General features: G+C 61.0%; 22 protein-coding genes and 2 pseudogenes. 10 read left to right on the top strand and 14 right to left on the bottom strand.

Translation table 11 applies throughout. The features are described 5' to 3' along the window. Window positions 1–139 precede the first annotated feature (139 nt). The 8 genes from C4J84_RS06070 to C4J84_RS06035 all read right to left on the bottom strand — a co-directional run bounded on the left by C4J84_RS06070 (window position 140) and on the right by C4J84_RS06035 (window position 9452). Window positions 140–1141, bottom strand: coding sequence for a diguanylate cyclase (locus tag C4J84_RS06070; protein ID WP_124369850.1), 1002 nt, complete (start codon window positions 1139–1141; stop codon window positions 140–142). A 52-nt stretch (window positions 1142–1193) separates the two neighbouring features. Then, window positions 1194–2204, bottom strand: a complete 1011-nt coding sequence (locus C4J84_RS06065; RefSeq protein ID WP_124369849.1) for a chemotaxis response regulator protein-glutamate methylesterase — start codon at window positions 2202–2204, stop codon at window positions 1194–1196. Then, window positions 2201–4468, bottom strand: a complete 2268-nt coding sequence (locus tag C4J84_RS06060; RefSeq protein ID WP_124369848.1) for a hybrid sensor histidine kinase/response regulator — start codon at window positions 4466–4468, stop codon at window positions 2201–2203. Before C4J84_RS06060 ends, C4J84_RS06065 begins: the two co-directional genes overlap by 4 nt. Further along, the gene (locus C4J84_RS06055; protein ID WP_124369847.1) at window positions 4465–5166 is read right to left on the bottom strand and encodes a chemotaxis protein CheW; all 702 of its coding nucleotides are present in this window, start codon (window positions 5164–5166) and stop codon (window positions 4465–4467) included. Before C4J84_RS06055 ends, C4J84_RS06060 begins: the two co-directional genes overlap by 4 nt. Then, complete coding sequence (locus C4J84_RS06050; RefSeq protein WP_124369846.1) at window positions 5163–6422, bottom strand: protein-glutamate O-methyltransferase CheR; 1260 nt, start codon at window positions 6420–6422, stop codon at window positions 5163–5165. The genes C4J84_RS06055 and C4J84_RS06050 overlap by 4 nt, the downstream gene beginning before the upstream one ends. After that, a complete protein-coding gene (locus tag C4J84_RS06045) occupies window positions 6419–6931 on the bottom strand; it encodes a chemotaxis protein CheW (protein WP_124369845.1) in 513 nt (170 codons plus the stop codon). Before C4J84_RS06045 ends, C4J84_RS06050 begins: the two co-directional genes overlap by 4 nt. After that, entirely contained in the window at window positions 6931–8553 is a 1623-nt protein-coding gene (locus C4J84_RS06040; protein WP_124366077.1) for a methyl-accepting chemotaxis protein, read from the bottom strand. The genes C4J84_RS06045 and C4J84_RS06040 overlap by 1 nt, the downstream gene beginning before the upstream one ends. 191 nt (window positions 8554–8744) lie before the next feature. Then, on the bottom strand, window positions 8745–9452 hold the full coding sequence (locus C4J84_RS06035; RefSeq protein ID WP_124369844.1) for a tellurite resistance TerB family protein: 708 nt from the start codon (window positions 9450–9452) through the stop codon (window positions 8745–8747). Window positions 9453–9754: 302 nt separating this feature from the next. On the opposite strand from C4J84_RS06035, the gene C4J84_RS06030 reads away from it, so the two are divergent. After that, complete coding sequence (locus C4J84_RS06030; protein ID WP_124366076.1) at window positions 9755–11380, top strand: glucan biosynthesis protein D; 1626 nt, start codon at window positions 9755–9757, stop codon at window positions 11378–11380. 151 nt (window positions 11381–11531) lie between these two features. On the opposite strand, the gene C4J84_RS06025 is transcribed toward C4J84_RS06030, so the two are convergent. The 3 genes from C4J84_RS06025 to C4J84_RS06015 all read right to left on the bottom strand — a co-directional run bounded on the left by C4J84_RS06025 (window position 11532) and on the right by C4J84_RS06015 (window position 15113). Continuing rightward, on the bottom strand, window positions 11532–11717 hold the full coding sequence (locus C4J84_RS06025) for a hypothetical protein (RefSeq protein ID WP_124369843.1): 186 nt from the start codon (window positions 11715–11717) through the stop codon (window positions 11532–11534). A 221-nt stretch (window positions 11718–11938) separates the two neighbouring features. Continuing rightward, window positions 11939–13045, bottom strand: coding sequence for an NADH:flavin oxidoreductase/NADH oxidase (locus C4J84_RS06020; RefSeq protein ID WP_124366074.1), 1107 nt, complete (start codon window positions 13043–13045; stop codon window positions 11939–11941). Between the two features lie 166 nt (window positions 13046–13211). Beyond that, window positions 13212–15113, bottom strand: a complete 1902-nt coding sequence (locus tag C4J84_RS06015) for a potassium transporter Kup (RefSeq protein WP_124361561.1) — start codon at window positions 15111–15113, stop codon at window positions 13212–13214. Window positions 15114–15883: 770 nt separating this feature from the next. Here C4J84_RS06015 and C4J84_RS06010 point away from each other — a divergent pair. Both C4J84_RS06010 and C4J84_RS06005 read left to right on the top strand, forming a co-directional pair. After that, the gene (locus C4J84_RS06010; RefSeq protein ID WP_124369842.1) at window positions 15884–16198 is read left to right on the top strand and encodes a hypothetical protein; all 315 of its coding nucleotides are present in this window, start codon (window positions 15884–15886) and stop codon (window positions 16196–16198) included. Next, window positions 16198–16491 carry a DNA-binding transcriptional regulator gene (locus C4J84_RS06005; protein ID WP_124369841.1) on the top strand — a complete coding sequence of 98 codons (294 nt, stop codon included), beginning with the start codon at window positions 16198–16200 and terminating at the stop codon, window positions 16489–16491. The genes C4J84_RS06010 and C4J84_RS06005 overlap by 1 nt, the downstream gene beginning before the upstream one ends. Window positions 16492–16500: 9 nt before the next feature. On the opposite strand, the pseudogene C4J84_RS06000 reads toward C4J84_RS06005, so the two are convergent. Further along, window positions 16501–16887 (bottom strand): annotated as a pseudogene (locus tag C4J84_RS06000) (hypothetical protein); the annotation flags it as partial. Continuing rightward, window positions 16860–17277: pseudogene (locus tag C4J84_RS05995) on the bottom strand (hypothetical protein); the annotation flags it as partial. The pseudogenes C4J84_RS06000 and C4J84_RS05995, both read right to left, overlap by 28 nt. Before the next feature lie 149 nt (window positions 17278–17426). On the opposite strand from C4J84_RS05995, the gene rimO reads away from it, so the two are divergent. From rimO to C4J84_RS05965, 6 genes are all read left to right on the top strand, one after another. Continuing rightward, window positions 17427–18767 (top strand): 30S ribosomal protein S12 methylthiotransferase RimO, encoded by a 1341-nt coding sequence (gene rimO / locus C4J84_RS05990; RefSeq protein ID WP_124361557.1) that lies wholly within the window; start codon window positions 17427–17429, stop codon window positions 18765–18767. 100 nt (window positions 18768–18867) lie between these two features. Further along, the gene (locus C4J84_RS05985; protein WP_124369839.1) at window positions 18868–19338 is read left to right on the top strand and encodes a GNAT family N-acetyltransferase; all 471 of its coding nucleotides are present in this window, start codon (window positions 18868–18870) and stop codon (window positions 19336–19338) included. Window positions 19339–19447: 109 nt separating this feature from the next. Beyond that, window positions 19448–20158 carry an rRNA pseudouridine synthase gene (locus C4J84_RS05980; protein ID WP_124369838.1) on the top strand — a complete coding sequence of 237 codons (711 nt, stop codon included), beginning with the start codon at window positions 19448–19450 and terminating at the stop codon, window positions 20156–20158. Window positions 20159–20228: 70 nt separating this feature from the next. Next, entirely contained in the window at window positions 20229–20690 is a 462-nt protein-coding gene (locus tag C4J84_RS05975) for a DUF1456 family protein (RefSeq protein WP_124369837.1), read from the top strand. 3 nt (window positions 20691–20693) lie between these two features. Continuing rightward, the gene (gene tsaA, locus C4J84_RS05970) at window positions 20694–21389 is read left to right on the top strand and encodes a tRNA (N6-threonylcarbamoyladenosine(37)-N6)-methyltransferase TrmO (protein ID WP_124369836.1); all 696 of its coding nucleotides are present in this window, start codon (window positions 20694–20696) and stop codon (window positions 21387–21389) included. Between the two features lie 302 nt (window positions 21390–21691). Then, window positions 21692–22624 (top strand): transposase, encoded by a 933-nt coding sequence (locus C4J84_RS05965; protein ID WP_124369104.1) that lies wholly within the window; start codon window positions 21692–21694, stop codon window positions 22622–22624. A 123-nt stretch (window positions 22625–22747) separates the two neighbouring features. On the opposite strand, the gene fpr is transcribed toward C4J84_RS05965, so the two are convergent. Beyond that, window positions 22748–23527, bottom strand: coding sequence for a ferredoxin-NADP reductase (gene fpr, locus C4J84_RS05960; RefSeq protein ID WP_003189055.1), 780 nt, complete (start codon window positions 23525–23527; stop codon window positions 22748–22750). Window positions 23528–23651: 124 nt separating this feature from the next. On the opposite strand from fpr, the gene C4J84_RS05955 reads away from it, so the two are divergent. After that, a complete protein-coding gene (locus tag C4J84_RS05955; RefSeq protein ID WP_010212678.1) occupies window positions 23652–24578 on the top strand; it encodes a LysR family transcriptional regulator in 927 nt (308 codons plus the stop codon).

Genomic DNA, 24578 nt, shown 5'->3' with positions numbered 1-24578 from the left:
ATCGTGGTTACCGGAGGCTGCTGCAAAATTGTGTAGATACCTGTGCCCCGATGCAGTCTGTCTGTCAGTTTATCCTGAGCTGACACACCGCCATCGGGGGCAAGCCCCCTCTCACATTTGGCTCTGAGCCGGCCTTGAGTTACTCGATGCCGACCTGATTGCGCCCATTGTTCTTTGCCATGTACAACCCCTTGTCCGCTGCCATGATCAACTGGCGGCAATCCGTACCTTGCACCGGGGTCAGAGTCGACAAGCCAATGCTGATGGTCAGGCTCGCGCCTTCCGCCGGCGCGATATGCGGGATGTTCAGCGCGGCCACCGCCATGCGCAGTTTTTCCGCGACCAGCCGCGCACCGCCCGGCGAGGTGTTGGGCAGCACCAGGGCGAATTCTTCACCGCCGTAACGCGCCGGCAGGTCCGAAGGACGGCTGCTGGCATCGCGGATGGTGGCGGCGACCTTGCGCAGCGCTTCGTCGCCTTCGACGTGACCGAAGCTGTCGTTGAAGGTCTTGAAGAAGTCCACGTCGATCATCAACAAGGAGAGTTGGGTCTGGTCGCGCATGGCACGGCGCCATTCCAGTTCCAGGTATTCGTCGAAGTGACGGCGATTGGACAGCCCGGTCAAACCATCGGAATTCATCAGCCGTTGCAGCACCAGGTTGGTGTCCAGCAACTGTTGCTGGCTGACCCGCAACGCGCGGTAAGCCGCGTCCCGCTGCAACAGGGTCATGTAGGAGCGCGAGTGATAGCGAATGCGCGCCACCAGTTCGATATTGTCCGGCAGCTTGACCAGGTAATCGTTGGCGCCGGCCGCAAAGGCTGCGCTCTTGATCAGCGGGTCCTCTTTGGTGGAGAGCACGATGATCGGGATATTCGCCGTGGCCGGGTGATTGCGGTATTCGCGCACCAGGGTCAGGCCGTCGAGGCCGGGCATGACCAGGTCTTGCAGAATCACCGTCGGCTTGATGCGAATCGCCTGGGAGATCGCCTGGTGCGGGTCGGCGCAAAAGTGGAAGTCGATATTTTCTTCATGGGCCAGGCCGCGCCGCACGGCTTCCCCGATCATGGCCTGGTCGTCGACCAGCAGCACCATGGCGGCGTTTTCGTCGGTCTTGAAGCCGTCGAGTTGTAAATCAATCATGTGCAGTCACCTGAATTACTGCCTGCAAACCAGCACAGCGGGAGATGTTCGATCATTTTGCAAAGACCTCCAGCAGTCGCGGCGCAATTCTGTCCAGTGGGCGAATTTCAACAGCGGCGTCAATCGCCGCTGCCGCTTTGGGCATGCCATACACCGCCGAACTGTTCTGGTCCTGGGCGATGGTCAAATAGCCTTGTTCTCGCATCAACTTGAGGCCCTGGGCCCCGTCGCGCCCCATGCCGGTCAGCAGTACGCCGACGGCGTCACCGTTCCAATGGCTGGCGACACTTTCAAAAAACACATCGATGGAAGGCCGGTAAATTTCGTTCACCGGCTCTGCGGTATAGGCTAGCGTGCCATTTTTCAACAAGCGAATATGGTGGTTGGTACCGGCCAGCAAGACCACCCCGCTTTGGGGCGGCTCCCCTTCACGGGCCAGGCGCACCGGCAGGCCGGACGCGCTGCTCAACCACTCGGCCATACCGGCGGCGAACACCTGATCCACATGCTGCACCAGTACGATCGCGGCAGGAAAGTCACGCGGCAACCCCTTGAGCAGCACTTCCAGAGCCGCGGGGCCACCCGCCGACGAACCGATGGCCACCAGGCTTTGGCGCTTGCCGGTGCTGCGCTGCGGCGCGGTTTCAGCGCGTACGCGGCTGCCGCGCTGGCCGATCAGCCAGCCAATATTGAGGATCTTGCGCAACAACGGCGCCGCCGCATCCTTGGGGTTGCCCACCCCCAGCGCCGGCGTGTCCACCACATCCAACGCGCCGTGGCCCATGGCTTCAAAGACTCGGCTGACGTTGGCCTGGCGGTCCACGGTGACGATCACGATCGGGCATGGCGTATCGGCCATGATCTGGCGGGTCGCTTCCACGCCGTCCATCACCGGCATGATCAAGTCCATCAGGATCAGATCCGGCGTCACCTCAGCGCAACGCTGCACCGCTTCCAGGCCATTGCTGGCCACCCACACCACTTCATGGGCAGGTTCGAAACTCAAGGCGCGACGCAACGCCTCGACGGCCAACGGCATGTCATTGACGATTGCAATCCTCATGCCCGGGCGCCTCCAATCAATTCAACCACGGCGTCGAGCAGGGCGTCGTCGTGGAAGCTGGCTTTGGCTAAATAATAGTCGGCGCCGGCGTCGAGGCCACGGCGTCGGTCTTCTTCACGATCCTTGTAGGAAACCACCATCACCGGCAACGATTGCAGGCGACTGTCACGGCGCAAGAGTGTGACCAATTCAATACCGTCCATGCGTGGCATATCAATATCTGTGATAAGCAGGTCGAAATCCTCGGAGCGCAATGCGTTCCAGCCATCCATGCCATCGACCGCGACGGCCACTTCATAACCGCGATTGAGTAATAACTTGCGTTGCAGCTCACGCACGGTCAGCGAGTCGTCCACCACCAGCACGCGCTTGCGCGGCGCTTCGGTGGCCTGCTGGCTGCGCCTTGCGATGCGCTCCAGGCGGCCGGTGTTGAGCAACTTGTCCACCGAACGCAGCATGTCTTCCACGTCGACGATCAAGGCCACCGAGCCATCGTCGAGCAACGCGCCTGCGGAAATATCCTGGACCTTGCCCAAGCGAGCATCCAGCGGCAACACCACCAGGGTGCGCTCGCCGATGAAACGTTCCACGGCAATCCCATACACGGCATCGCGCTCACGGATCACCACCACTTTCAAGGTTTCCGAAGGGGTCTGCCCCGGTGGACGCTGCAACAACTGGCTGGCGGCGACCAGGCCGACATGCCGGCCCTCGTGCCAGAAATGCTGGCGACCTTCCAGCTGCACAATGTCCTCGGGGGCCAGGTCGCACATGCGTTCGATGTGCGCCAGTGGGAAGGCATACGCCTCTTCGCCGACTTCCACCACCAGGCTGCGCACCACGGACAGGGTCAGCGGCACCTCCAGATGAAAACGGCTGCCCTGCCCTGCCGCCTGCTCCAGCACCACCGCACCGCGCAATTGACGCACCATATGCTGCACCGCATCCAGGCCTACGCCGCGACCGGACACTTCGGTGACCTTGTCGCGCAAGCTGAACCCCGGCAGGAACAGAAACGTCAGCAGTTCCTCCTCGCTCAGGCGCAGCGCGGTTTCCACGGGGGACAAGTGCCGGTCGACAATGGTGCCGCGCAGGCGCTCAAGGTCGACGCCGTTACCGTCATCGCTCAACTCCAGCACCAGCAGTCCGGCTTGATGCGACGCGCGCAGGCGAATCAAGCCTTCCGCCGGCTTGCCCGCCAGCAGCCGCTGCTCGGGCATTTCAATGCCATGGTCGACGGCATTGCGCAGCAGGTGCGTCAGTGGCGCCTCGAGCTTTTCCAGCACGTCACGGTCGACCTGGGTCTTCTCCCCTTCGATCTCCAGGCGCACTTGCTTGCCCAGGCTGCGACCGAGGTCGCGCACCATGCGCGCCTGTCCGGTCAGCACATCGGCAAACGGGCGCATGCGACAGGCCAATGCAGTGTCGTAGAGCACCTGGGCCCGCTGGCCGGCCTGCCAGGTGTACTCGTCCAGCTCAGCATTTTTTTCCGCCAGCAACGCCTGGGCTTCGCTCAACAAGCGGCGGGTATCGGCCAGAGCTTCCTGGGCCTCGAGGTTCAAATCGACGACCTTGAGGTGACCGTCCAGCACATCCAGAGCGCGCAGGCTGTTGCTTTGAATGCGTTTGAGGCGCTGCAGGCTGACGAGGTAAGGCTTGAGTCGCTGGGTTTCCACCAGCGACTTGCTGGACAGGTCCAGCAGGCTGTTCAAGCGCTCGGCCGTGACCCGCAGCACGCGCTCGCCGCCTTCGGTCATCGGTTTGCTCTGACGCGGCGGCTCGCTCGGCACGGCTGGCGCTGGCTCAGGTTCCGGCGCCAGCGCTTCGATTACCGGCGCGGGCGCGGGTTTCGGCGCGAGCATGGCGCTGGATTGCGACGGGTCCAGCAAGCGCTCCATCAGCGCCACATAGGCGGCAATATCCGCAGGCCCGACATCATTGCCCGGGGTGGCGATGCGCATCAGTAAATCCGTGCCCTGCAGCAACGCGTCGATATGTTCGGGCTGCAGGTACAAGCGGCTTTCCTGGGCGCTGACCAGGCAATCCTCCATGACATGGGCCACGCTGACGCCGGCCTCCACGCCGACAATCCGCGCCGCGCCCTTGAGCGAATGCGCGGCGCGCATGCAGGCCTCGAGCTGGTCGGCCTGGGTCGGGTTGCGCTCCAGCGCGAGCAGGCCTGCGCTGAGCACTTGGGTTTGCGCGTCGGCTTCCAGGCTGAACAATTCCAACAGCGAGGCATCGCGCATCTGGTCGGGGGTCATGCGAGGCTCCGGGTCACGGCGGACAGCAATTGGGCTTCGTCCAGCCAGCGCAGGCTGCGACCTTTCCACTGCACGACACCCTGGGTGAAGCGCGCGCTGGCCTGGGTGCCGGAGGCCGACGCGGCGTTCAAGGTGCGCTCATCGATGGCATGGATGCCATCCACTTCGTCCACCGGCACGACCACCGGGCCATCCTGCGCGGCAATGATCAGCATGCGCGGCATGATGCGCCCGCCAGTGACGCCGGTGCTGCTGCTGTCCAGGCCGAGCAATTCCACCAGCGACAGGCAGGCCACCAATGCCCCGCGCACGTTGGCCACGCCCAGCAAGGCCCGGGAACGCTGGTGAGGCAACGAGTGGATCGGTTGCAACGGCGCCACTTCCACCAGGCAACGGGTGGCAATGCCCAGCCATTCTTCGCCGAGGCGGAACATCAGCAAGGAGCGGGTGACCACCTGGTGAGCGAGCTCGCCAGCCGCCTGCGCAGGCCGGTCGTCCTGCTGCAGCGCATAGCGGTCGAGCAGGCGCGTGGCGGCGGCGGAATACACCGAGCAGTTGCGGCAATGGATGTGCTCTGCCAGCAAGGGGCAGGATTTGTCGCCATGAATGCCGATGCGGTTCCAGCAGTCATCAATGGCTTGGGTGTCGGCCAGGGTCAGGTCCAGGCCTGCGGTGTCGAGCGCGTCAGGGCTACTCATCGTTTGGACTCACTGTCAGCTCGCTCGCTACGCGCGGCGCGCGCCTGCAAACGGCGCGCCCCCGCACTGTCGCCCTGAGACTCGAGCAACGCGGCCAGGTGCATCAAGGCCTGCGGATGCTGCGGTTCCAGGTACAAGGCTTTGCGGTAATAACTCTGCGCCTCCACGGCGCTGCCGGCGACATCGCTGAGCAGGCCCAGCCAGTAGAACACGGCGGCGGCCGGCGGATGGCTGTTCAAATAACGTTCGCAGGCAGCACGGGCCTCGGCACTTTTGCCTTGATTGGCCAAGGTGGCGATCTGGTTGAGCATCTCGCCTGCCTCCGGGGGCGGCGCTTTGACCGGTGCCGCCTGGGTGCCGGCCGTGCTGAACGGGCGCGGCTTGAGCGCGATCGGCGCCGGACTGCGTTGCGACGCGGGCGCCGGCATCGGTACAAACACCGGGGCGGGTGCGACCGGTTCCACATGCCGACTGAACGCAAAGGACTGCGGCACACCAATCGAACGCATGCCATGGCGCCCCAGCAGGCCGCCTTCGGCCGGGCCGATAAACAGCACGCCGTCCACGTGCGTCAGTTCCTTGAGCACGTCGAAAACTTGCTTCTGGGTGGGCTGGTCGAAGTAGATCAGCAGGTTGCGACAGAACACAAAGTCGTAGGTGGGTTCGTTGGCCAGCAGTGCCGGGTCGAGCAAGTTGCCGACTTGCAGGCGCACCTGTTCGCGAACCCGGTCGGCGATGCGATAGGTACCGCCGTCTTCAGTGAAGTGACGGTCGCGAAATTCAAGGTCGCCGCCACGAAACGAGTTCTTGCCGTACACACCGCGGCGGGCACGCTCCACGGACAGCGGGCTGACGTCCATTCCTTGTACCTTGAATTGGTGCGGCGCCAGGCCCGCGTCAAGCAGGGCCATGGCAATCGAATAGGGCTCTTCGCCGGTGGAGCATGGCAGGCTGAGAATGCGCAAGGCGCGCATCTGCTTGATCTCGGCCAACCGTGCGTGTGCCAGGCGGGCCAAGGTGGCAAAGGACTCGGGGTAGCGGAAAAACCAGGTCTCGGGGACGATCACCGCTTCGATCAGCGCCTGCTGCTCATCATGGGAGCTGTGCAGGAGCTGCCAGTACGCCTCTGCCGTCTGCGCCTGGGCCAACTGGCAACGCTGACGCACCGCGCGCTCGATGATCGCCTCGCCCACCGAGGCGACGTCCAGGCCGATGCGCTCTTTAAGGAAGGCCCAGAAGCGCGGGTCACTGCTCATAGGCTCAACTCGCTGGAAAACAGCAAGGCGCGCACGTCATCGGTCAACAGCTCGGCGACACCAATCCATTGCATCAAGCCCAGCGCATCTTCGCGCACCGGCCCCAGGTAAGGCGCCTGGCGGTTATCCAGGCCATAGGGCTGGAATTCGGCGGGGTCGCAACGCAAGGTGTCGGTAGCCTGTTCCAGAATCAGCCCCAGCCAACGCGCTTCGCTCCAGGGCTGTGGCTGATAATTGACCAGCACCAGCCGCGTGCTGGTACGCGCTTGGGCCGCAACGCCGAACGTCAAGGCGCTCAGGTCGATGACCGGCACCAGCGCGCCACGATGGGCAAAGATGCCCGCCACCCACGCCGGTGCATGAGCGATGGGCTTGAGCGGCAGGCGCGGCAGCACCTCGACCACTTCCGTCGCCTTGAGGGCAAAGCGTTCACTGCCGATGTGGAACACCAGGAACAACGCCTTTTTCGCTGCCGGGACGGCGCCGCGTTTAGCCGCGAGGTCGCTCATCAGACTTTGAAACGCGACACGCCGCTGCGCAGACCGACCGCAACCTGGCTCAGTTCATCGATGGCAAAACTGGCCTGGCGCAGGGACTCGACGGTCTGGCTGCTGGCATCGCCCAGTTGCACCAGCGCGTGGTTGATCTGCTCGGCGCCGGTGGCCTGGGCCTGCATGCCTTCATTGACCATCAGCACTCGCGGCGCGAGGGCCTGCACTTGATGGATGATTTGCGACAGTTGCTCACCCACCTGCTGCACTTCGAACATGCCTCGGCGCACTTCCTCGGAGAACTTGTCCATGCCCATCACCCCGGCCGACACCGCCGACTGGATCTCACGCACCATCTGCTCGATGTCGTACGTCGCGACGGCGGTCTGGTCGGCCAGGCGGCGTACTTCGGTGGCGACCACGGCAAAACCGCGCCCGTACTCACCGGCTTTCTCGGCCTCGATGGCGGCGTTGAGGGACAGCAGGTTGGTCTGGTCCGCCACTTTGACGATGGTCACCACCACCTGGTTGATGTTGCCGGCCTTTTCATTGAGGATCGCCAGCTTGGCATTGACCAGGTCGGCGGCGCCCATCACCGAGTGCATGGTTTCTTCCATGCGCGCCAGGCCCTGCTGACCGGAACCGGCGGCGACCGAGGCCTGGTCGGCGGCGGTGGACACTTCGATCATGGTGCGCACCAGGTCCTTGGAGGTCGCGGCGATTTCACGGGAGGTGGCGCCGATTTCAGTGGTGGTGGCGGCGGTTTCAGTGGCGGTCGCCTGCTGCTGCTTGGAGGTAGCGGCGATCTCGGTCACCGAGGTCGTGACCTGCACCGACGAGCGCTGTGCCTGGGAAACCAGAGCGGTCAGTTCGGTCATCATGTCGTTGAAGCCGGTTTCAACCACGTTGAACTCGTCCTTGCGCTCCAGATTCAGGCGCTTGCTCAGGTCGCCGGTGCGCATGGTTTCGAGGATATCGACGATGCGCTGCATCGGCGCCATGATTGCGCGCATCAACAGCAGGCCACACAGCGCAGCAGCAAGAATCGCCAGCAGCAGCGAGACGCCCATGCTGATTTTTGCGGCCTCGACGGCACTGTCGATGGCGTCGGTGGCGCCGTCGGCGACCTGTTTATTCGCGAGGATGATGTCATTGAGTTTCATGCGGCCGGCGACCCAGGCGGGCGTCAGTTGTTCGTTGAACAGCTTGAGTGCCTCGGCGGCGTTGTTGTTCTGCTGCGCCTCGAGCACCTTGGCGAGGGTCTGGTTGTAGCTCTGATGCAGCTTTTCGAAGGCATCGAACTCGTTGCGGTCCTGAGTGGAGCTGATGGTTTTCGTGTAATCGGCCATGTACTTTTCAAGGCGCGTTTCGAAAGACTTGTAGCCTTGCTTTTCGACCTCGGAAACGCCCTGGTTCTTGTGGATCCCCACCAACTCCTGGGTTTGCAGGTAGCTGTCGACCCAGGCGCTGCGAATCATCGAGCTTAAAAACACGCCAGGCACGGCGTCGTCCCGGACCAGGGTTTCGCTGGATTCGATTTTCAGCAGCCGTGAATACGAGAGCACGACCATCAGCAGCATGATCGCGATGATTACCGCAAAGCTCGCCAAAATCCGTTGGCGCAGGGTCCAGTTCTTCACAGTAATTCCTCGCAAGCCATTCAAATGGAGGGGAGTATAGCTGAGCGAAGGCGTCTATTAATCAATGGTTTTCGGGGGTTTTGGCAACGGTGCCAGTATTGGGCTGCGCCATTGCGGCGGCTCAAACCAGCCTCGATTTAAATGTGGGAGAGGCTTGCTCTCCCCACACTTGAATGGATGCACGGCGCTGCTTATGCGTTGAGGCGTACCTGTTTCTCCAGCTCTACCTTCAAACCCGGCTCAAGTTTCAGTTGGCGCGCCAGTTCGTCCAGGTAGGCCTTCTCCATGAAGTTTTCCTCGTCCACCAGCATCACGCTGGCGATGTACATTTCGGCGGCCATCTCCGGGGTGCTGGCGGCGCGGGCGACGTCGGCCGGGTCGAGGGGTTTGTTCAGCTCCGCGTGCAGCCAGGTTTGCAGCTCGCGGTCGTTGTCGAGTTTGGTGAACTCGCCTTCGATCAACGCGCGTTCACGCTCATCCACGTGGCCGTCGGCCTTGGCGGCGGCAACCAGCGCCTTGAGAATGCCCTGACTGTGCTGCTCGACCTGGGCCGGCGGCAGGCGGTCGATGGTCTGCGGCTCACCCTGGGGCGCGCTGGCCTGCTGCGCCTGCCAATTGCCATAGGCTTTGTAGGCGATGACCCCCAAGGCGGCCAGGCCTCCGTAGGTCAGGGCCTTGCCGCCGAATTTGCGGGCTTTTTTGTTGCCCAGCAGCAAGCCCATGGCGCCGGCCGCCAGTGCGCCACCGCCGGCGCCTCCGAGCAAACTGCCGAGCCCGCCGCCGCCAAGCAGCCCACCGAGGGCGCCTTTGTCGGCTGATGGGCGCTGGCCGCCAGCCTTGTTCTGCAACATGTCCTGACCAGACTTGAGCAACTGATCGAGCAATCCACGGGTATTCATGCGTAGCCTCCAGACACTTGGGTTCGTAGGACCAATAGGCCCCCAGCGTAAAACTAAGTGCAAAAAAGCCCCGATCTAGAGTGCTTCCAGATGTAACGCTCATCCTGATATCAGAAATGTCTTGTTGCACAGCGGCGCCATCATCCCGCCATCAATGATTTTTCCTTCACCATCGAACCGCTTAAGCTATCCGGCGTCTGTTTATTGTCCGTTGCGTTTGGCCGAAGGCATGTCCGAACCGTTATTTCTGATCCGTTACGTGCCAGGAACGGCGCGGGATTCGCTCACGACAGGTTGTCTCTATGCACCGCAGGAATTTGCTCAAAGCGTCCATGGCCATTGCGGCCTACACCGGTTTGTCGGCCAGTGGCCTGTTGGCCGCGCAGGCCTGGGCCGGGAACCGTGCCGCCGATGGCAAGGCCGTGGCATTCGATTTTGAAACGCTCAAAGCCCAGGCCAAGCAGCTCGCCGGCAGCGCGTATAAAGATACTCGGCAGGTGCTGCCACCCACCTTGGCGACCATGACGCCACAGAATTTCAACGCCATCGGCTATGACGCCAACCATTCGTTATGGAAGGAACTGAAGGGGCAGTTGGACGTGCAGTTTTTCCACGTCGGCATGGGTTTCAAGACGCCGGTGCGCATGCACAGCGTCGACCCCAACACCCGCGAGGCCCGCGAAGTGCACTTCCGCCCTTCGCTGTTCAACTATGAAAAAACCACGGTCGACACTAAACAACTGACCGGCGATCTGGGTTTCTCCGGCTTCAAGCTGTTCAAGGCGCCGGAGCTGGACCGGCATGACGTGCTGTCGTTCCTCGGTGCCAGCTACTTCCGTGCAGTGGACTCCACCGGCCAGTACGGCCTGTCGGCGCGCGGCCTGGCGATTGACACCTATGCGAAAAAACGTGAGGAATTCCCTGACTTCACGCAGTTCTGGTTCGAAACCCCGGACAAGAACGCCACCCGCTTCGTGGTCTACGCCCTGCTCGATTCGCCCAGCGCTACCGGCGCCTACCGCTTCGATATCGACTGCCAGGCCAATCAAGTAGTGATGGCCATCGACGCGCATATCAACGCGCGCACCGCCATCGAACAGCTGGGGATTGCGCCAATGACCAGCATGTTCAGTTGCGGCACGCATGAGCGGCGAATGTGCGACACCATCCACCCACAAATTCACGACTCGGACCGACTGGCCATGTGGCGCGGCAACGGCGAGTGGATCTGCCGCCCGCTGAACAACCCGGCCAAGCTGCAATTCAACGCATTCGCCGACACTAATCCCAAAGGTTTTGGCCTGGTCCAAACCGACCACGAATTCGCCAGTTACCAGGACACGGTGGACTGGTACAGCAAGCGCCCCAGCCTGTGGGTGGAACCCACCACCGCTTGGGGTGAGGGCTCGATCGACCTGCTGGAAATTCCGACCACCGGCGAAACCCTCGATAACATCGTGGCCTTCTGGACCCCGAAAAAGCCGGTGGCGGCCGGTGATTCGCTCAACTACGGCTACAAGCTCTACTGGAGCGCCCTGCCGCCGGTGAGCACACCGCTGGCCCAGGTCGACGCGACCCGTTCAGGCATGGGTGGGTTCACCGAAGGTTGGGCCCCGGGCGAGCATTACCCTGAGGTATGGGCACGCCGCTTTGCCGTGGACTTCAAGGGCGGCGGCCTGGACCGTTTGCCACCCGGCACGGGCATAGAGCCGGTGGTCACCTGCTCCCACGGCGAGGTGAAAGACTTCAGCGTGCTGGTGCTCGATAACATCAAGGGCTATCGCATTCTGTTCGACTGGTACCCCACCAGCGACAGCGTGGAGCCGGTAGAGCTGCGCTTGTTTATCCGCACCCAGGACCGCACCTTGAGCGAAACCTGGCTGTATCAGTACTTCCCGCCCGCGCCGGACAAGCGCAAATACACCTGAACCATCTGTGGCGAGGGAGCTTGCTCCCGCTGGGCCGCGAAGCGGCCCCAAACGATGGAACTGCTGCGCAGTCCAGCGGGAGCAAGCTCCCTCGCCACAGGTACCGTGTTCGCCTTGCCTGACGGGCATCGTGGCGAGCCCGTTTCGTCATTCAGAACCGCGACACGGTTTTCATCGCCCCGATCAGATAGCGCATCGCTACCTGGTCGCTCTCGGTGAGGGCGCGATAATGCGCCAGCAATTCAACTTCATCCGAACTCAATCTGCGGCCACGCAAGAACATCCTGCGGGTCAGAAAAGATAACACCCCACCCGCTACACCATAGGACTTGGCCATGGACTACTTCTCCTGATATCGATCCAATACTCCTGCCTTAAGCTTAGAAAGAATCCAGTTACGTGTGGGATTTTTTTAGAGTATTAACTTAAATAATTAGATCGGTAATAAATACCTACAGTCGATTCCCATGCATTCGTCGCTTAAATCCGCCTTCTTCATATAGGCGGGCAAAAAAAACCCACCGGATCAGGGTGGGCTCTGTAGGCATACGCTAAGGATCAATCCCTGAGATCGGACTCATGAATCGGCTGGTCGCGGTGCGTCGCCCGCTGATATTGCGCCGGCCAGATCGCCTTGCGCCCGCCCAGGTCATCGTCGGCATGCAGCGGCCAGTACGGATCGCGCAACAATTCACGGGCGAGGAAGATGAGGTCGGCCTGGCAGGTGCGCAGGATGTGTTCGGCCTGGGCCGGTTCGGTGATCATGCCGACCGTGCCGGTGGCGATGCCCGACTCTTTGCGCACGCGCTCGGCAAAGCGCGTCTGGTAGCCGGGGCCGGTGGGGATTTCGGCGTTGGCGGCGGTGCCGCCGGAGGACACGTCGATCAAGTCCACGCCCAGGTCTTTCAGGCGGCGCGCCAGTTCGACGGTTTCATCGGGGTTCCAGCCGTCCTCCACCCAGTCGGTGGCCGACACGCGCACGAACAGCGGCAAGTCCTGGGGCCACACGTCGCGCACCGCGCGGGTGACCTCAAGGACCAGGCGGATGCGGTTTTCGAACGAGCCGCCGTACTGGTCCTGACGCTGGTTGCTGATGGGCGACAGGAACTGATGCAGCAGGTAACCGTGGGCGGCATGGATCTCTACCACTTCGAAGCCGGCCGTCAATGCACGCTTGGCGGCGGCGACGAAATCGGCGATCACCTGCTGGATCTGCCCTTCGTCCAGCGGCGTGGGTTGCGTGTGCTGGGGGTCGAATGCGATGGGCGATGGGCCGACCGGCACCCAGCCACCGTCTGCTGGCTTGACGCTGCCATGCTTGCCAATCCAGGGCCGATACGTGCTGGCCTTGCGCCCGGCGTGCGCCAACTGAATACCCGCCACCGCGCCTTGGGCCGCAATGAAGCGCGTAATGCGTTGCAGGGGTTCGATCTGTTCGTCTTTCCACAGGCCCAGGTCCTGGGCGGTGATGCGGCCATCGGCGGTCACGGCGGTGGCTTCGGTAAAAATCAGCCCGGCGCCACCGACGGCGCGGCTGCCCAGGTGCACCAGGTGCCAGTCGTTGGCCAGGCCATCCTCACTTGAGTACTGGCACATCGGTGAGACCGCGATGCGGTTCAACAGGGTGAGTTGACGCAGGGTGTAGGGTTCGAGCAGCTGACTCATGGCGCACCTCTTCGGGTTCTGTGGGCAAGCTCCAAGGCTCTCTTTCATGGTGCTTAGAGCCTAGTCGACAACGACGGATCGCACAGGGTTCAGAGGTAAAGGGTTCAGAGGTAAACGGTTCAGAAGTAAACCGGGAGCCGATTGCCGGCTCCCGCAGGACAGCGCCTTACATTTCGACCTGGGTGCCCAGTTCGATCACCCGGTTGACCGGGAGTTTGAAGAAGCGCAGGTTGCCGTTGGCATTCTTCAGCATGAACGCGAACAACGCTTCGCGCCAACGCGCCATACCCTTGATGCGCGAGGCGATCACGGTTTCACGGCTCAGGAAGTAGGTGGTGCGCATCGGGCTGAAATCCAGTTCGTCCAGATGGCACAGCTTCAGCGCCTCGGGCACGTCCGGCTCATCGGTAAAGCCGAAGTGCAGGATCACCCGGAAGAACCCTTCGCCATAGGCGTCTACTTCGAAACGCCGCGTCGCAGGCACACGCGGGATGTCTTCGTAGACCACGGTCAGCAGCACCACCTGCTCGTGCAGCACCTGGTTATGCAGCAGGTTGTGCAACAGCGCGTGGGGCACGGCGTCGGGCCGCGCCGTGAGGAACACCGCCGTGCCCTGCACACGATGGGGCGGCTGCACGCGGATACTGCTGATGAATATCGGCAGCGGCAGGCCACCTTCGTCGAGGCGCTCGACGAGCAATTGCTTGCCGCGCTTCCAGGTGGTCATCAGCACGAACAGCACGATCCCGGCCAATACCGGGAAGGCACCGCCCTGGATGATCTTCGGCACGTTGGCGGCAAAGTACAGCCCGTCTACCAACAGGCAGCAGAGCAACACCGGCACCGCCAGCACCGGCGGCCATTTCCACAGCAGCAGCATCACCGCAGACACCAGGATCGTGGTCATCAGCATGGTGCCGGTCACCGCTACGCCATAGGCCGACGCCAGCGCACCGGAAGACTCGAAGCCCAGCACCAGCAGGATCACGCCGACCATCAGCGACCAGTTCACCGCGCCGATATAGATCTGGCCCTGTTCGGCACTGGAGGTGTGTTGAATGTGCATGCGCGGGATATAGCCCAACTGGATCGCCTGGCGCGTCAACGAGAACGCACCGGAAATCACCGCCTGGGACGCAATCACCGTGGCCAGGGTCGACAGCACCACCAGCGGGACCAGCGCCCAGCTCGGCGCCAACAGGTAGAACGGGTTGCGGGCCGCTTCCGGATCGCCCAGCAGCATGGCGCCCTGGCCGAAATAGTTGAGCACCAGCGCCGGCAGCACCAGGATGAACCAGGCGCGGGCGATGGGTTTGCGGCCGAAGTGGCCCATGTCGGCGTAAAGCGCTTCCGCCCCGGTCAGGGCCAGCACCACTGCGCCGAGGATGGCCACGCCAATTCCGGGGTGCGCCTCGAAGAAGCGCACGGCCCACATCGGGTTCATGGCACTGAGCACCTCAGGGTGCAGGGTGATGCCATACACACCGAGGCCGCCGAGCACCAGGAACCAGGTCACCATCACCGGGCCGAACAGCTTGCCGATGCGGTCAGTGCCGTGTTTCTGGATCAGGAACAGCGCCACCAGTACCACCAGCGCGATAGGGACTACCCACCGTTCCAGGCCATCGAAAGCCAGTTCCAGGCCCTCGACGGCCGACAATACCGAAATCGCCGGGGTGATCATGCTGTCGCCGTAAAACAGCGCCGCGCCGCACAAGCCGCACACCACCAGGAAACTACGCAACTTCCTGCGCTCCCCCGCCGCACGGCGCGCCAGGGCGGTCAGTGCCATGATGCCGCCTTCGCCCTGGTTATCGGCGCGCAGCACAAACAGCATGTACTTGATCGACACGACCCAGATCAGCGACCAGAAGATCAGCGCCAGGATCCCCAATACGCCGTCATGGTTGACCTGCACCCCATAACCGCCGTTGAACACCTCTTTAAGGGTGTAGAGCGGGCTGGTGCCGATATCGCCGTACACCACCCCGACCGCTGCCACCAGCATGCCAATCGGCTTGGCGTTTGAATGCTCGGCACCCGCTGCCTGACTACTTGCCTGACCCATCAACCACTCCTGCCCTTTGACCTGAGGTCTTTTATAAACAACGTGCCCAAACGGCCCCTAGCATGCGCTGTTTTACTTCACGTAACAGACGTTTTGTTGACCTTAGGATTTTACCTACGCGCAACGGCGCGAAGCATAGCGCAGCACTCGTCGCATTTCCCTGCATAAAGCTGGTCACCCGCCGCCAGAATTGCGCACTTTTTGATCAGAGGCGTCACAAACGCCTGTGTACCGCCGTGTCGTGCCCGACTGGCGGCGTCATTCAATACCGAGGTTAAGAATTTCACCCTGGCCAGCACCAGGTGTAAGGTTCGGACCCAACCATCACCAGCTCATGGGCAAAACATGAAGAGCAAGCCGGCACTCCCTAAAAGTAGGCAAGCGTTTTAAAGTCGATTGGGACTTTCAGGAAGCGCCCGAAAGCAGAGTGTTACTCCGTGAAAACGACCACTTAACTACGTTCATTGACGGTGTTCTGGTCGGAATGGGCATCACAGAAAAACAGGTCAGTTGCGCTTCCGGCCGGACAGGAACAGTTAACAGGCTGGACGAGGCCACGGCCATTAGGTTGGCTAGTATCCTCAGCGATCTGCTACTCCCGTTGGTTACCAAAGAGCACAAACGTCTCGTCGCTCAAGCAAAGCTCCCTGAGCATCTTAGGGATGCTCCGCGGGACTAATGACCCCCGGCCCTCCATTCGCGAACGATGTTGCATCGCGGATCATGAGCAGCTACCCTCAACAGTACGCCAATGACGGATAGCGCATTAGGTGATATTCATTGAGTCCCCCATCTTCACGGAAGATCTTGGCGAGCTTCTGAGCGATGAAAGCTACCGCGAATTTCAGGAGTACCTAGCCGAAAACCCAACGGCTGGTGATGTGATCCAAAGCACCAACGGACTGAGGAAGGTCCGCTGGAGCGCGAACGGGAAAGGTAAGAGCGGTGGGGTTCGGGTGATCTATTTCTACCTATCGGCGGCTTACCAGATCAGGCTGATCCTGATCTACCGTAAGGGGATAAAAGACGATCTATCCCCAGCGGAAAAGAAAGTACTGGCAGAGTTAAACAAAGGGTGGAAATGATGGAAAAGAATCTGTTCAACCGCCTGGTCGAAAGCATGACCCAGATGGACGAGATTGACCGTGGCGAACGCCCGCCGTCCCGTGAGTTCCATGTGGATGCGGTGAAGGTCAAAATGATCCGCAAGGCCACAGGACTTTCCCAGGCACGTTTTGCCAAAGCGATTGATGTCGCGGTGGGAACGCTCCAAAACTGGGAGCAAGGTCGGCGGGAGCCAGAAGGCCCCGCACGGGCACTCCTGCGCGCCATACACAATGATCCTGGGCACGTATTAGCGGCTCTTGAGCAACGCTAGGACGTTGACCTGCCACACCTGGTCGCCCTTCGGCACGCTGGGCATGCTCAGGCCGTGGGGTAGGATCGTTTGGATATAGGGCTTGTGCGGCAGACCGTATGCAAAGCACACCACCAACTGGGTGCCTTCCTCGGGAAAGGCATAGATGCCCATTTCCTCGCCACCGGTGGGCAGCGGCAAAGGCACGCCGGCCAAGATCGGCAGCTTTGTGTCTGGCTCGCCGTCAGGCCCCATGACCTCGATGTCGACCGCATAGCGCGGCCGGAAGTCATCACAGATCCCGGCGCCGGCCGGGGCATCGGCCACGGTGACAACCCGTGCAAAGCGTGGCAGGTGGTAACCGCCGGTAAGTTCAGGGAATTGTCGTTCTACGCTGCGGCGGATTGCGTCGTCCATCGGATGACCATCTGGTTGTCGATGAGCGCCACACTGGTGATACGCTCGCCATGGTTGATTGTTGCACCTGGTCGCAACCCGGGAAGGGCTGCAATCATCGCGCCTTGATTGCCCTGGTAGTCGTCGAACAGTTCCACCGGCAGCTGTAGCGATGGGCGAACCCCAAAGAAGCTGTCAGCCCAACTGCCCAAGAACACTTTCCCGTCGCCCTGCTGCTGCCAGATGAAGTCAGGGATGTTGAAAACCCGGGCCAGGCTGTCCATGGCTTGGTAGCCAGCGGCCAGGCTGTAGAAAAAACGGCGCCTTGACGCCGGCGTAGGGCAGATCCGGGACGCGAAGGCGCAATTCGGTTTACTGGCTGATCTCGACCAGAACGGCGCGCAGGTCAAGCGAGCACTCGTCGCATTTCCCTGCATAAAGCTGGTCAAGTGCGCGGCCCGCCGCTAGAATTGCGCACTTTTTGATCAGAGGCGTCACAAACGCCCGTGTACCGCCGTGTCGTGCCCGACTGGCGGCGTCATTCAATACCGAGGTTAGACATGTCCACCACCATCGCAAAAGCCAACCCCAAGGTCGGCTTTGTATCCCTGGGTTGCCCGAAGGCTCTGGTTGACTCCGAGCGCATCCTCACGCAACTGCGTATGGAAGGCTATGACGTCGTGTCCACTTACCAGGACGCCGACGTGGTGGTGGTCAACACCTGCGGCTTTATCGACTCGGCCAAGGCTGAATCCCTGGAAGTGATCGGCGAAGCCATCAAGGAAAACGGCAAGGTCATCGTGACCGGCTGCATGGGCGTGGAAGAAGGCAATATCCGCAACGTCCACCCAAGCGTGCTTGCCGTGACCGGCCCGCAGCAGTATGAGCAGGTGGTCAACGCCGTACACGCCGTGGTGCCGCCGCGCCAGGACCACAACCCGCTGATCGACCTGGTGCCGCCGCAAGGCATCAAGCTGACCCCGCGTCACTACGCTTACCTGAAGATTTCCGAAGGCTGCAACCACAGCTGCAGCTTCTGCATCATTCCGTCGATGCGCGGCAAGCTGGTCAGTCGTCCGGTCGGCGACGTGCTGGACGAAGCCCAGCGCCTGGTCAAATCCGGCGTGAAAGAGCTGCTGGTGATTTCCCAGGACACCAGCGCCTATGGCGTCGACGTCAAATACCGCACCGGTTTCTGGAATGGCGCGCCGGTGAAAACCCGCATGACCGAACTCTGCGAAGCCTTGAGCAGCCTGGGCGTGTGGGTGCGCCTGCATTACGTTTACCCGTACCCGCACGTTGACGAGCTGATCCCATTGATGGCCGCCGGCAAGATCCTGCCGTACCTGGACATCCCGTTCCAGCACGCGAGCCCCAAGGTGCTCAAGGCCATGAAACGCCCGGCCTTCGAAGACAAGACCCTGGCGCGCATCAAGAACTGGCGCGAAATCTGCCCGGAACTGATCATCCGCTCGACCTTTATCGTCGGTTTTCCTGGCGAAACCGAGGAAGACTTCCAGTACCTGCTGGACTGGCTGACCGAAGCCCAGCTGGACCGCGTCGGCTGCTTCCAGTACTCGCCGGTTGAAGGCGCCCCGGCCAACCTGCTGGACCTGGCCGTGGTGCCGGACGACGTCAAGCAAGACCGTTGGGAGCGCTTCATGGCGCACCAGCAGGCGATCAGCTCGGCGCGTCTGCAACTGCGCATCGGCAAGGAGATCGAAGTACTGATCGACGAAGTCGACGAGCAAGGCGCGGTTGGCCGTTGCTTCTTCGATGCGCCGGAAATCGACGGTAACGTATTTATCGACGATGCCAGCGGTTTGAAACCAGGCGATAAGGTGTGGTGCACGGTGACTGACGCCGACGAGTATGACTTGTGGGCTGAAAAGCGCGATTGATTGTAAAAAAATGAAAAAGCCCCGCTCCTGAACAGGATGCGGGGCTTTTTTACGTCTATCGTTTTGCCCATCACTCCCCATAAGGCAAAGGGTCGCGGGCATGCGTCAGCATTCGGTCATCCACACACCTAAAACCTGCGACTACCCAGAGTTGACGCGCATTTGGGAGGCCTCGGTGCGGGCTACCCACGACTTCTTGCCGGACAGCTACATCCTGCGCCTGAAAAACCAGGTGCTGACTCGCTATCTGGACGCCGTAATGCTGATCTGCACCAAGGACACGCGCCAACGCATCACCGGGTTCGCCGGGGTGGCTGCGGGCAAGGTCGAAATGCTGTTTATCGACCCACCCTTTCGAGGCCAGGGCCTGGGCCGGCAATTGCTGCGCTATGCGATCGAGTGCATGAATGCCGATGAGCTGGACGTGAACGAGCAGAACCCGCAGGCGCTGGGGTTCTATTTCAAGCAAGGCTTTGAAGTGATCGGACGCACGGAACACGACGGCCTGGGCCAGCCTTATCCGTTGCTGCATATGCGCCTGCGCCAGCAGCAGCGCATAGGCAGTGGCTGACCACCTTTTGAATCGGGCTTTATCAATAAAGCACCGTGCTGAAATGGGGCCGGGATTAACCGGCCCCACACAGGTACAATAGCCGCCCCCTTTTGTTACGGCCCTTGTCATGACTGACCCCATACGCCTCTCCAAACGCCTTATCGAACTGGTCGGTTGCTCCCGTCGGGAGGCTGAGCTGTTTATCGAAGGCGGCTGGGTCACGGTGGACGGTGAAGTGATCGACGAACCGCAGTTCAAGGTCACCACCCAAAAGGTCGAGCTGGACCCGCAAGCCAAAGCCACCGTGCCGGAGCCGGTGACCATCCTGCTGCACGCTCCGGCGGGCATGGATGCCGAGACGGCCATGGCGTCGATCAGCGCCGAGACGCTGTCGGAAGAGCACCGCTTCAGCAAGCGCCCGCTCAAGGGTCACTTCCTGCGCCTGACCGCCAGTGCCGACCTGCAAGCCAAGGCCAGCGGCCTGCTGGTGTTCACCCAGGATTGGAAGATTCTGCGCAAGTTGACCGCCGATGCCGCCAAGATCGAGCAGGAATACGTGGTGGAAGTCGAGGGCGACATGGCCGCCCACGGCCTCAACCGCCTGAACCACGGCCTGACCTACAAAGGCAAGGAGCTGCCGGCCGTGAAAGCCAGCTGGCAGAACGAGAACCGCCTGCGGTTTGCGCTGAAAAACCCGCAGCCGGGGGTGATAGCGCTGTTCTGCGAAGCCGTTGGCTTGAAAGTCGTCGCCATCCGGCGCATTCGCATCGGTGGCGTCTCCATTGGCAAGGTGCCCGTGGGCCAATGGCGTTACCTGTCCGGCAAAGAGAAGTTCTAAGCCGGTGCCCTTTTCCCGACACTGCCTGACTGGGCGGTGTCTACCCCGTTGAAAACCAGGATTGCCCACCATGATTCACAACGACGTACTGCGCAGCGTGCGCTACATGCTCGACATCAGCGACAACAAGATGGTCGAGATCATCAAGCTCGGCGGCATGGACGTAACCAAGGAAGACCTGCTGACTTACCTCAAGAAAGATGAGGAAGAAGGCTTCGTGTTCTGCCCGGATGAGGTGATGGCGCATTTCCTCGATGGCTTGGTCATGTTCAAGCGCGGCAAGGACGAAAGCCGTCCACCGCAGCCGATCGAAACCCCGGTGACCAACAACATCATCCTGAAAAAACTGCGCGTGGCCTTCGAATTGAAGGAAGACGACATGCACGCCATCCTCAAGGCTGCCGAGTTCCCAGTGTCCAAGCCGGAGCTGAGCGCACTGTTCCGCAAGTTCGGTCACACCAACTACCGCACCTGTGGTGACCAGTTGCTGCGCAACTTCCTCAAGGGGCTGACGCTGCGGGTTCGCGCGTAAGCCATGAGTTATCAGGTCGCGCCCGTCGGCTTCGTACGCTCCTGCTTCAAGGAGAAGTTCGCTATCCCGCGCCAGCCGCAACTGGCGCCAGCCGCCCGCGGTGTGCTGGAGCTGGTGGCGCCGTTCGATGGCGGCGAAGCGGTGCAGGGCCTGGAGCAGGTCAGCCATGTGTGGCTGCTGTTTCTGTTCCACCAGGCGCTGGAAGACAAGCCACGCCTTAAAGTGCGCCCGCCACGCCTGGGCGGCAACACGGCCATGGGCGTATTCGCCACCCGCGCGACCCATCGCCCCAATGGCATCGGCCAGTCGGTGGTAAAGCTGGACAAGGTAGAACCGGGGCGCCTGTGGATTTCCGGGATCGATTTGCTCGACGGCACGCCGGTGCTGGATATCAAGCCGTATGTGCCCTATGCCGACAGCGTTGATACCGCCACCAACAGCATCGCCAGCGGTGCGCCGCAGCTGATTGGCGTGCAGTGGCTCAAGACTGCACTGCAACAGGCCCAGGGCCATGCGCAGCGTCTTGGGGAGCCGTTGGTGGAGTTGATCGATCAGTGCCTGGCGCAGGATCCGCGCCCTGCCTACCAGACGCCCGGGCCTGAGCGCGAATACGGTGCGCAATTCTGGGACGTGGATGTGCGTTGGCACTATCCCGAGGCGGGGCTGATTTGTGTGCTGGAAGTGGTGCCGGCCAAATAAACCGGAAACAAATGTGGGAGGGGGCTTGCCCCCGATAGCAGTGTGCCAGTCACTCATCATGACTGATCCACCGCAATCGGGGGCAAGCCCCCTTGTGTCTTGAGTCAGGATTAGACTGAGGGTGAGAGCGGTGAGTAGCAAGCTGAATGCCCCGAGTGCTTAAAGCACGTGTGGGAGCCCACGCTGCTACTCACCTCTCCGCTCTGGACATGAGCCCGAACAGTTGAACGAGCCCACCTCGAACAGTTACAAGCGTGGGCCAAGCCAGAGCGCTCTCACTCTAAGTGTAAGAGGATTTGGCCATGTTTTCCTGTTCCGCAGGCATTGATGTTTCCAAAGACAGTCTTGAGGTTCGGATTCATTCACTTGAAGCTGGGGTAAGCTGTTCCAACACTGAAAGAGAGTTACCGGCGTTGATCGGTTGGCTAATGCTTTACCAGGTTAATCGCGTGTTGGTGGAAGCCACGGGCGGCTACGAGCGCAAAGTCGTCAAAGCGGCCCAGGCTGCCGGCCTTGAGGTTATGTGCGTTAACCCCCGTCGCGCCAAAGAGTTTTCCAGAGCGATGGGTCAAAAAGCCAAAACCGACCCGATAGACGCAAAGTCTCTGGCGCACTATGCAGCCATTCTAGACTCGCCAAGTGCCCGAATCACAAGCCCGGAACACGACAAGCTGCGCGCGTTGGTCCAGCAGCGGGAACATTTTGTTCAGCAAAGAGATGACGACAGACGACGCCTGAAAACTGCTTCCTGCGATGCGGTAAAGCCTGCATTGCAGAGCCATATCGACTATTTGAACACGGCAGTGGAGGCGATAGATCAACTAATTCGTCAAAGTGCGAACGAGCTAGATAGCGAAAAGGTGGCTCGACTGTGTTCAGTCAAAGGCATCGGGTTGGTTACTGCCACCAGTCTTATGGCTTACCTGCCCGAGCTGGGAGAAATTGGCGGACGCCCTATCGCAGCATTAGCGGGACTCGCTCCGTACAACAACGACAGCGGAAGGCATAAAGGTGCACGTCATATCAGTGGCGGAAGGTTTTCAGCTCGTCGCTCACTTTACATGGCCTGTTGGGTGGTCATCCGGGACCAGCCAGAATTCGGGACTCGATATAAGGCGCTACGTGATAAAGGGAAATGCGCCAAAGTCGCGTTGATCGCCTGTATGCGCGTTTTGTTGGTACGCCTGAACGCGATGCTGCGCGACCGTACTGAATGGATAGAGCGCACCGCTTAGCGCGGTAGCAGCTACTTCGTTCAACATCGCACGGCCTAAGGCTGTGGGAGCTTTGCTGCCTATGAGAAATGACTTCTGAATTGAATCCATTAAGACAGTTGCTCCCACATTGTTTGATCGCGTTTATTTTTCGACGAACGCACGCTCGATCAGGTAATCACCCGGCTCACGCATGCGCGGCGAAACTTTCAGACCAAAGCTGTTCAACACTTCGCTGGTCTCATCCAACATGCTTGGGCTACCGCACAGCATGGCGCGGTCGTCTTCGGGGTTGATCGGTGGCAGGCCGATGTCGCTGAACAGCTTGCCGCTGCGCATCAGGTCGGTCAGGCGCCCCTCGTTTTCGAACGGCTCGCGGGTCACGGTCGGGTAGTAGATCAACTTGTCACGCAGGGCCTCGCCGAAGAATTCGTTCTGCGGCAGGTGCTCGGTGATGAATTCGCGGTAGGCGACTTCGTTGACGTAACGCACGCCGTGGCACAGGATCACTTTTTCGAAACGCTCGTAGGTCTCCGGGTCCTGGATCACGCTCATGAATGGCGCGAGGCCCGTGCCGGTGCTGAGCAGGTACAGGTGTTTGCCCGGCTTCAAATCGTCAAGCACCAGGGTGCCTGTCGGTTTTTTGCTGATGATGATCTCGTCGCCTTCCTTCAAATGCTGCAACTGGGAAGTCAGCGGGCCATCCGGCACCTTGATGCTGAAGAATTCCAGATGCTCTTCCCAGTTCGGGCTGGCAATGGAATAGGCGCGCATGAGCGGGCGGCCGTTGGGCTGTTGCAGGCCGATCATCACGAACTGACCGTTCTCGAAGCGCAAACCCGGATCGCGGGTGCACTTGAAGCTGAACAGAGTGTCGTTCCAGTGATGAACACTGAGGACACGCTCGTGGTTCATGTTGCTCATGTACGGGGGACTCCTGGAAATGGGCCTGCGCCAAAGGTGAAGTGCGCAATTGCACAGCATTCTAATGGCGGCGACAATATCTGTTAACTGGATTATTAAGATAAGGGTTATCGGTTATATCGATATGCGATTCACTCTCCGTCAACTGCAAGTCTTCGTCGCCGTCGCCCAGCAGGAAAGCGTCTCCCGCGCTGCTGGCCTTCTGGCCTTATCCCAATCCGCCGCCAGCACGTCGATTACCGAGCTGGAGCGCCAATCCAGCTGCCAATTATTCGACCGCGCCGGCAAACGCCTGAGCCTCAATGCGCTCGGGCATCAATTGCTGCCTCAAGCGGTGGCACTGCTGGATCAGGCGAAAGAGATCGAGGACCTGCTCAACGGCAAGTCCGGCTTTGGCTCACTGGCCGTGGGCGCCACCCTGACCATCGGCAATTACCTGGCCACCCTGCTGATCGGCAGCTTCATGCAGCAGCACCCCGAGAGTCAGGTGAAACTGCATGTGCAAAACACTGCGCATATCGTGCATCAGGTGGCGCATTACGAAATTGACCTGGGTCTGATTGAAGGCGATTGCAGCCATCCGGACATCGAGGTGCAGACCTGGGTGGAAGATGAGCTGGTGGTGTTCTGCGCGCCCCAGCATCACTTGGCCAAGCGTGGCGTGGCCAGCATGGATGAGCTGACCCATGAGGCGTGGATCCTGCGGGAACAAGGCTCAGGCACGCGCCTGACATTTGATCAGGCTATGCGCCATCATCGCAGCGCACTGAATATCCGCCTGGAGCTGGAACACACCGAGGCGATCAAACGAGCAGTGGAGTCGGGGTTGGGGATTGGTTGCATTTCGCGACTGGCACTGCGCGATGCGTTCCGCCGTGGCAGCCTGGTGCCGGTAGAAACGCCGGACCTGGACCTGGCCCGGCAGTTCTACTTTATCTGGCATAAGCAGAAGTACCAGACCTCGGCGATGCGCGAGTTCCTGGAACTGTGCCGCGCTTTTACCGCCGGGGTTCAGCGCAGCGACGAAATCGTATTGCCGAGCATCGCCTGA

Source organism: Pseudomonas sp. R11-23-07 (assembly GCF_003852295.1).
GTDB lineage: Bacteria > Pseudomonadota > Gammaproteobacteria > Pseudomonadales > Pseudomonadaceae > Aquipseudomonas.
This window is presented reverse-complemented; position numbering and strand designations above follow the sequence as displayed.